Origin of the sequence: Amycolatopsis keratiniphila subsp. keratiniphila, from assembly GCF_001620365.2 — a bacterium.
Lineage (GTDB): Bacteria > Actinomycetota > Actinomycetes > Mycobacteriales > Pseudonocardiaceae > Amycolatopsis > Amycolatopsis keratiniphila.
The window spans coordinates 300,314-307,357 of the sequence record NZ_LQMT02000013.1 but is presented as its reverse complement, the minus strand read 5'-3'; the positions used below and the strand labels follow the sequence as shown (position 1 = coordinate 307,357).

Below are 7,044 nucleotides of genomic sequence, written 5' to 3'. Positions count from 1 at the left end.
CGGCTCGTCGAGGATGTAGACCGTCTTGCCGGTGGACCGCTTCTGCAGCTCGCTGGCGAGCTTGACGCGCTGCGCCTCACCACCGGACAACGTCGGCGCGGGCTGCCCGAGCCGGACGTAGCCGAGGCCGACGTCGACGAGGGTGGCCAGGTGCCGGTGGATCGCCTTGATCGGCTCGAAGAACTCGGCCGCCTCCTCGATCGGCATGTTCAGCACGTCGGAGACGGTCTTGCCCTTGTAGTGCACCTCGAGGGTCTCGCGGTTGTACCGGTCGCCCTTGCAGACCTCGCACGGGACGTAGACGTCCGGCAGGAAGTTCATCTCGATCTTGATCGTGCCGTCACCGGCGCAGGCCTCGCACCGGCCGCCCTTGACGTTGAACGAGAACCGGCCCTGCTGGTAACCGCGCACCTTCGCCTCGGTGGTCGCGGCGAACAGCTTGCGCACGTGGTCCCAGACGCCGGTGTACGTCGCCGGGTTGGACCGCGGGGTGCGGCCGATCGGCGACTGGTCGACGCGGACCAGCTTGTCCACGTTGGCCAGCCCGTTCACGCGGGTGTGCCGGCCAGGGACCTGACGCGCTCCGTTGAGCTTGTTCGCCAGCACGGTCGCGAGGATGTCGTTGACCAGCGTGGACTTCCCGGAACCCGAGACACCGGTGACCGACACGAGGCAGCCGAGCGGGAACGACACGTCGAGCCCGCGCAGGTTGTGCTCGCGCGCGCCGACGACGGTCAGCTGCCGCTTCTTGTCGATCGGGCGCCGGATGGCCGGGACCTCGATCTTGGTGCGGCCCGAGAGGTACGCGCCGGTGATCGATTCCTTGTTCCGCAGGATCTTCTTGTACGGTCCACTGTGGACGATGTGGCCACCGTGCTCGCCTGCGCCCGGGCCGATGTCGACCACCCAGTCGCTGGAGCGGATGGTGTCCTCGTCGTGCTCGACGACGATCAGAGTGTTGCCCAGGTCTCGCAGGCGGACCAGCGTCTCGATCAAGCGGTGGTTGTCTCGCTGGTGCAGCCCGATCGACGGCTCGTCCAGCACGTACAGCACGCCGACCAGACCGGAACCGATCTGCGTGGCGAGCCGGATGCGCTGCGCCTCGCCGCCCGACAGCGTCCCGGAGGCGCGGTCGAGCGAGAGGTAGTTGAGGCCGACGTCGAGGAGGAAGCGCAGCCGCGCCTGGATCTCCTTGAGCACCGCGCCCGCGATCACCTGCTCGCGCTTGCCGAGCTCCAGCTCGTCCAGGAACTGCGACGCCTCGGCGATCGAAAGGGCGCAGACCTCGGCGATCGACCGGTCGCCCTGCGTCTTGTGCTCCAGGGTGACGGCGAGGATCTCCGGCTTGAGCCGCGTGCCCTGACAGGCCGGGCACGGCACCTCGCGCATGTAGCCCTCGTACCGCTCGCGCATGTACTCGGACTCGGTCTGCTCCTGGCGCCGCTCGAGGAACGGGATGACACCCTCGAAGCTCGCGTAGTACGACCGCTGACGGCCGTAGCGGTTCTTGTAGCGGACGTGGACCTGCTCGTCGACGCCGTGCAGGACGGCCTTCTGCACCTTCGCCGGCAGCTTGCGCCACGGCGTGTCCATCCGGAAGCCGATGGTCTCCGACAGCGATTCGAGCAGGCGGATGAAGTAGTCCGCGCTCTGGCCGCCTGCCCACGGCGCGATGGCCCCTTCGCCGAGGGACATCTCGTCGTCCGGGACCACGAGCTCCGGGTCGACCTCCTTGCGGACGCCGATACCGGTGCAGTCGGGGCAGGCACCGTACGGGGCGTTGAAGGAGAACGACCGCGGCTCGAGGTCCTCGATCGCCAGCGGGTGGCCGTTCGGGCAGGCCAGGTTCTCGGAGAAACCGCGCACGCGATGTGGATCGTTCTCCGGCAGGTCGACGAATTCCAGCTCGATCAGGCCGTCGGCCAGCCGGAGCGCCGTCTCGACCGAGTCGGTGAGGCGCTGCCGCGAGCTCGTCTTCACCGAAAGCCTGTCGATGATGACGGCGATCTGGTGCTTTTCCTGCTTCTTCAGCTTCGGCGGGTCGGTGAGCGGGTGGATCGTCCCGTCCACCACGACGCGCGCGTAACCCTGCTGCTGCAGGTTCTCGAAGAGGTCGAGGTACTCCCCCTTGCGCCCGCGCACGACCGGTGCGAGCACCTGGAAGCGGGTGCCCTCTTCCATCGCGAGCACCTGGTCGACGATCTGCTGCGGGGTCTGCTTGCTGATCGCCTCGCCGCACTGCGGGCAGTGCGCCTTGCCGGCGCGGGCGTAGAGCAGGCGCAGGTAGTCGTAGACCTCGGTGATGGTGCCGACGGTCGAACGAGGGTTGCGCGAGGTGGACTTCTGGTCGATCGACACCGCGGGCGACAGGCCCTCGATGAAGTCGACGTCCGGCTTGTCCATCTGGCCGAGGAACTGGCGCGCGTACGCCGACAGCGACTCGACGTAGCGGCGCTGCCCTTCGGCGAAGATGGTGTCGAAGGCGAGGCTCGACTTCCCGGACCCGGACAGACCGGTGAACACGATCAGGCTGTCGCGGGGCAGGTCGAGATCCACACCGCGGAGGTTGTGCTCGCGGGCGCCGCGAACAACGAGGCGATCAGCCACGCCAGGGTCCCTTCAGGTTTCATTCTCAGCTGCGGTCGCCGGCCCGGTCGATAGCTGCACGGGCGGCCGCTTCCATGCTACGAGGCACCACCGACAGAAACTGGTTCCGAGTCCTTGACCTGCGGTTTTCCAGGCTTATCGCGTCGATCCCGGCGAGCGGTGAGCCACCGGTGGACCGGCCGTTCCACGCCAGCGGTGATCGCCCAGCCCCCGAGGACGGCGGCGGCCAGCACGATGGGGAGCCGCAGCCAGCCGGGGACGCCGACGTTCAGCAGGGCACGGGCCAGGATGTAACCGAGTTCCTGGTGCACCAGATAAAGACCATACGAGATGCCCGCGAGCCAGGTGACAGCCGGGGCGACCCTGGCGAGACCGGGCAACCGCCAGTCCGGCCCGCGCGCGGCCAGGCACACCAGCAGCAGCATGATCGCGAACCCGATGGCCGAGGGCCATCGCTCGGGGTCGTTCGGCAGGGCCTGGTGGAACGGGAAGACCTGCAGGTCCTGCGCGGCGCAGGCGGCGAGCACGAACAGCGCGAGATGCCAGTGCGCCAGCCGCCGTTTCGCCCACAGCCAGATCGCGATGCCGATGGCGAACACGTGCACGCGGTGCAGGCCGAGGCCGTAGTAGAAGGTCTCCACGAGCTTCGGCGTGGAAACCGGGTCGAATACGACGAACCGGAGGAAGAGCGGGACCAGGATCAGCGCCCAGAGCAGCGCGACCGTGAGCCGGTGGGTGCGCCACCGGCGTGGCCACAGCAGGGCCGCGGCGGTGAACGCGATGAGCTGGACCGGCAGCGTCCAGTAGGCGCCGTCGAGATAGTAGAAGAGTTCGTACCGCCAGCCCCATTCCTGGACCATGCCCAGGTTGCCGAGCAGATCGGCGCCGGTGGGGACGTACCAGGGTGACGGGTCCGTCGGCGGGCCCTGCGGGACGCCGAACAGGAACCCGGAGAGGCCCGGCGGGAACGGCAGGCCGCTGAACCGGATCGTCGCGTACCGGGCGACGACGTAGGTGACGATCACCGCCACCAGGTACGCGGGCACCAGCCGCGCGACCCGGTTCCACAGCCACCGTCCCGGCCGCCCCTTGCGCAGGCTCGCGCACACGAAGAAGGCGGAGATCACCAAAAGGATGGCGGCACCGAACTGGGCGGTTACCCGAAAGGGGTACCCCACCAGTTCCGGATGCAGAAGCGCCCCCTGATGGGTGACGTGCCCGAGCATGACCGCGAAGACGGCGACCACGCGAAGGACGTCCCAGCTGATCTTGCGCGGGGTGCGCGGCGAGGCGTCGGGCACGAGCGTCCTGTGGTTCGGCTGGCGGGGCGACGCGAGCCTACGTCGTGCACCTGTGCGCCGCCTGTGCGGGTGGAACCGATTGCAGGCGGACGACTACCGTGTGCGGCGTGAACATCGTCGAGACCTACACCGGGCATGTCGACCCCGGCGGCGACGCCGCCCGCCGCACCCTGGACGCGCTCACCATCACGAAGCTGTCGGTCGGCCCGATGGACAACAACGCGTACCTGCTCGTCTGCCGCGCCGAGAACGAGGCGCTGCTGATCGACGCCGCGAACGACCCGGAACGGATCTCCGACCTCATCGGCCACGGCCCCGACAGGCCCGCGCTGAGGACCGTCGTGACCACACACCAGCACCAGGACCACTGGCAGGCCCTCGGCGCCGTCGCCGGCGCGAACGGCGCGAACACCGCCGCCCACCCGCTGGACGCCGAGCCGCTGCCGATCCCGCCGGACTTCCTCGTAGAACACGGCGACACGCTCAAGGTCGGGCAGATCACCCTCGAAGTGATCCACCTGCGCGGCCACACCCCCGGCTCCATCGCGCTGCTGTACCGGGACCCGAACGGACACCCGCACCTGTTCACCGGCGACTCGCTGTTCCCCGGCGGCGTCGGGAAGACCGGATCGCCTTCGGATTTCACGGCGCTGCTGGACGATGTCGAGACGCGGATCTTCGGCGAGCTGCCGGACGAGACCTGGTTCTACCCGGGGCACGGCGACGACTCGACGCTGGGTGAACAGCGGGGGCAGTTGGCGGAGTGGCGCGAACGCGGCTGGTGACCGCCGAGAGTCGCACTGAACGAACAGGGTCGTCGGAGAACCGGCGGCCCTGTTCTGTATCTCCCAACGGGTTGACAGCTGTCCGCACCTGAACAAGTGCTCGTGAAACGATCTCTGCAAATGCCCGCAACACCACCCCGCTGACTTCCGACGAGAATCTGACTGGAAGTAATCCCATCAGCTCGCCCGCGGACGATCCAATGCCAGGTTTCCCACTGCCATCGCGGACCTGAGCAGTTCAGATGGCAACGACCTCGACCATGCCGCCCAGCCCCTTGAAGTCGCCTTCCTTCCGGGTATACAGCGGCAGCTCTCGCGAAGACGCGATGGCGGCGATCATCAGGTCCATCCGCCGGGGCTTCGGATCCCGGTTCGCCGCGAGAACCAGCGCGACCAACGTTCCATAACGGGCGGCCGCGTCGCCATCGAACGGCAAGGGGGCGAAGTCGACGATCGCGGCACCGAGCTTCTCAGTGCGCGCAGCGCGGACCGCGGGATCCTTCGCCATCGCCACTCCTTGATGGAGCTCAGCCATGGTGATCGCCGTGAGTTCCGGCATGCGAGGCAAAGCCGAGGGCTCGAGCAGGCCAAGGTCGATGTAGGTACAGGTGTCGAGCACACCTGTCTCGTGCCGCTCAGCCACGACCGCGCTCCCACACGTCGCCGGAATCGACACGATCTTCGGTGCCGAAGAACTCGTCAGCCTCTTGCCGCATTTGGGCCGCCGCGACCGTGGGCAACCCTCGATGCTTTTGGACGAGCTCCTCGGCGGTCAGACGCCGCCTACGAGATATCGGCCGCAGCTCAGCTACTTCGATCCCGTTACGAGTGACGTGGTAGACCTCGCCGGCCTCAACGGCATCCATGACGGCAGCGGAGTTGTTGCGAAACTCGCGCTGAGTGATCACCTTCATGACAGCCAGTGTAGCCACATGTAGCGCATCGAGCTACACGCGACCTCTGTCAGCCTCGGTCGCGGCAGGATCGTGGATCCAGCAGACCTCCCCGGTCGCCGGTATCTCTCCCAAGGTTTTGATCTCGCAGGCCAGTCGCCCGAGGATCTCGCTCTTCGAACCCTGCCAGGCCACGAAGCGGGGTTCTCCGTCGACCAGATCGCCGGGCACCGCACCCCGGTCGATCAGCATGCCGACCACCGCCAGCAGCGCGGCGGTCATTTCGACGAACGTCGCACCCCGGCCTGCCTTCATCTCCGCCACGACGACCACGACCGAAAGGCCGACGCAGCCTTCCCGTGCGTACTTGAGCAGAGGCTCCAGATCCTCTTCATCAGACATGTCCGACTCCCCGAACCGTAGGCGCTCCAGGGAAAAGCCACCGCCACCCTAGTGGGAGTGGATCTCCACACCGAGCACACCCCGTCACCAACTGTCACCCTCAGTGCCGATAGGTTGCGCCGCGTACTCAAAGCACCAAGGGAGGTTTCGATGACGATCCATGGCGACGACGGCAAGGGCAGCGGCGGCGGCAACACCGGCAATTAGCCACCAGCGGCCGGAGCGGGCCACATCGATCGCGTATGCGGCCCGCTTCGATCAGGACTGGGGCCAGCGAAAAGCGATGCCATACTCCTCCCGCGGGTGACAGGGTCCCAGAAACGTGTGCTCGACGACGCCTCGCCGAATTTCGAGCAGACGCCGATCACCGGCGGGCGGCCGGACCAGACGCTCGTAGTCGGTCTGCTCCGCATACCACCAGCAGGCCTCCGGAACACAGTCGTCGAACGTGATGCTGATGCTCAGGCCTCCGGTCACCTTGCCCTCGCCATCGACGACACCCGGCGCGATCCCGTGATGGTCGACGTCGACATTGATCCAATACCGTTCCTCGTCCGGATCGTCTTCACACGCGAGCGAGATGAACTCGTGCCGCTCCCCTTTGCGCAGCGGTTTCGGAAAACGAAGATCCACGATCATCGGGTCCCCCGGCTGGACGCCCGGCGAAGTCTCGACATGGCAACCGAAGATCGCTTTGACGGGAATGGACGCCAGATCGCCGGTCCACCCCGTCAGAGCCCGCGCCATATAGCCACCCACTCCGTCCTCGCGGGCGACCACGTTTCTCACCGTCAGCCTCCGATGGGCTGTCCTGCGCCGCATTTCCACGGCCACCAGCAGACGCTCCAGGAACACCGGCTGCGCCCCACCCGAGGGTGCCCGGCCACCGGATGCCCGCGGCTCCGGCGAGGTGGCCCGAGCGATCTCCACATAAGGGCGCCAGGCCTCGCCGTCGACCGCGAGTATCGCGAGATCCCTTGCCAGGCAAGGAGCCAGCTTGTCGCTCACCGCCCGCTTCCATGCCTTGTGCATCGGCGTCGTCGTGGTCGGCGGCGG

The 7,044-nt window shown here is 67.4% G+C and carries 7 protein-coding genes; 1 reads left to right on the top strand and 6 read right to left on the bottom strand.

Annotated elements, in window-relative coordinates:
- A partial coding sequence (uvrA, locus tag AVR91_RS15220; RefSeq protein ID WP_228709211.1) for an excinuclease ABC subunit UvrA occupies positions 1–2,607 on the bottom strand: 2,607 nt, incomplete at its 3' end.
- A gap of 77 nt (positions 2,608–2,684) precedes the next feature.
- Positions 2,685–3,908 (bottom strand): acyltransferase family protein, encoded by a 1,224-nt coding sequence (locus AVR91_RS15215; RefSeq protein ID WP_063273342.1) that lies wholly within the window; start codon positions 3,906–3,908, stop codon positions 2,685–2,687.
- A 107-nt stretch (positions 3,909–4,015) separates the two neighbouring features.
- Here AVR91_RS15215 and AVR91_RS15210 point away from each other — a divergent pair, with 107 nt between their 5' ends.
- Positions 4,016–4,693 carry an MBL fold metallo-hydrolase gene (locus AVR91_RS15210; protein ID WP_063273343.1) on the top strand — a complete coding sequence of 226 codons (678 nt, stop codon included), beginning with the start codon at positions 4,016–4,018 and terminating at the stop codon, positions 4,691–4,693.
- A 238-nt stretch (positions 4,694–4,931) separates the two neighbouring features.
- Here the strand turns inward: AVR91_RS15210 and AVR91_RS15205 are convergent, their stop codons facing one another.
- From AVR91_RS15205 to AVR91_RS15190, 4 genes are all read right to left on the bottom strand, one after another.
- Positions 4,932–5,336 carry a type II toxin-antitoxin system VapC family toxin gene (locus AVR91_RS15205; RefSeq protein WP_228709210.1) on the bottom strand — a complete coding sequence of 135 codons (405 nt, stop codon included), beginning with the start codon at positions 5,334–5,336 and terminating at the stop codon, positions 4,932–4,934.
- Positions 5,329–5,607 carry a type II toxin-antitoxin system Phd/YefM family antitoxin gene (locus AVR91_RS15200; protein WP_063273345.1) on the bottom strand — a complete coding sequence of 93 codons (279 nt, stop codon included), beginning with the start codon at positions 5,605–5,607 and terminating at the stop codon, positions 5,329–5,331. The genes AVR91_RS15205 and AVR91_RS15200 overlap by 8 nt, the downstream gene beginning before the upstream one ends.
- Positions 5,608–5,640: 33 nt before the next feature.
- Entirely contained in the window at positions 5,641–5,988 is a 348-nt protein-coding gene (locus AVR91_RS15195; RefSeq protein WP_063273346.1) for a hypothetical protein, read from the bottom strand.
- A gap of 258 nt (positions 5,989–6,246) precedes the next feature.
- Positions 6,247–7,044, bottom strand: a 798-nt coding sequence (locus tag AVR91_RS15190) for a hypothetical protein (RefSeq protein WP_076857345.1), incomplete at its 5' end; no start/stop codon positions are given.

Excerpts from the sequence above, each read along its gene's own strand:
- AVR91_RS15200 (WP_063273345.1), bottom strand. The coding sequence starts at position 5,607 with ATGAAGGTGATCACTCAGCGCGAGTTTCGCAACAACTCCGCTGCCGTC.
- AVR91_RS15195 (WP_063273346.1), bottom strand. The coding sequence starts at position 5,988 with ATGTCTGATGAAGAGGATCTGGAGCCTCTGCTCAAGTACGCACGGGAA.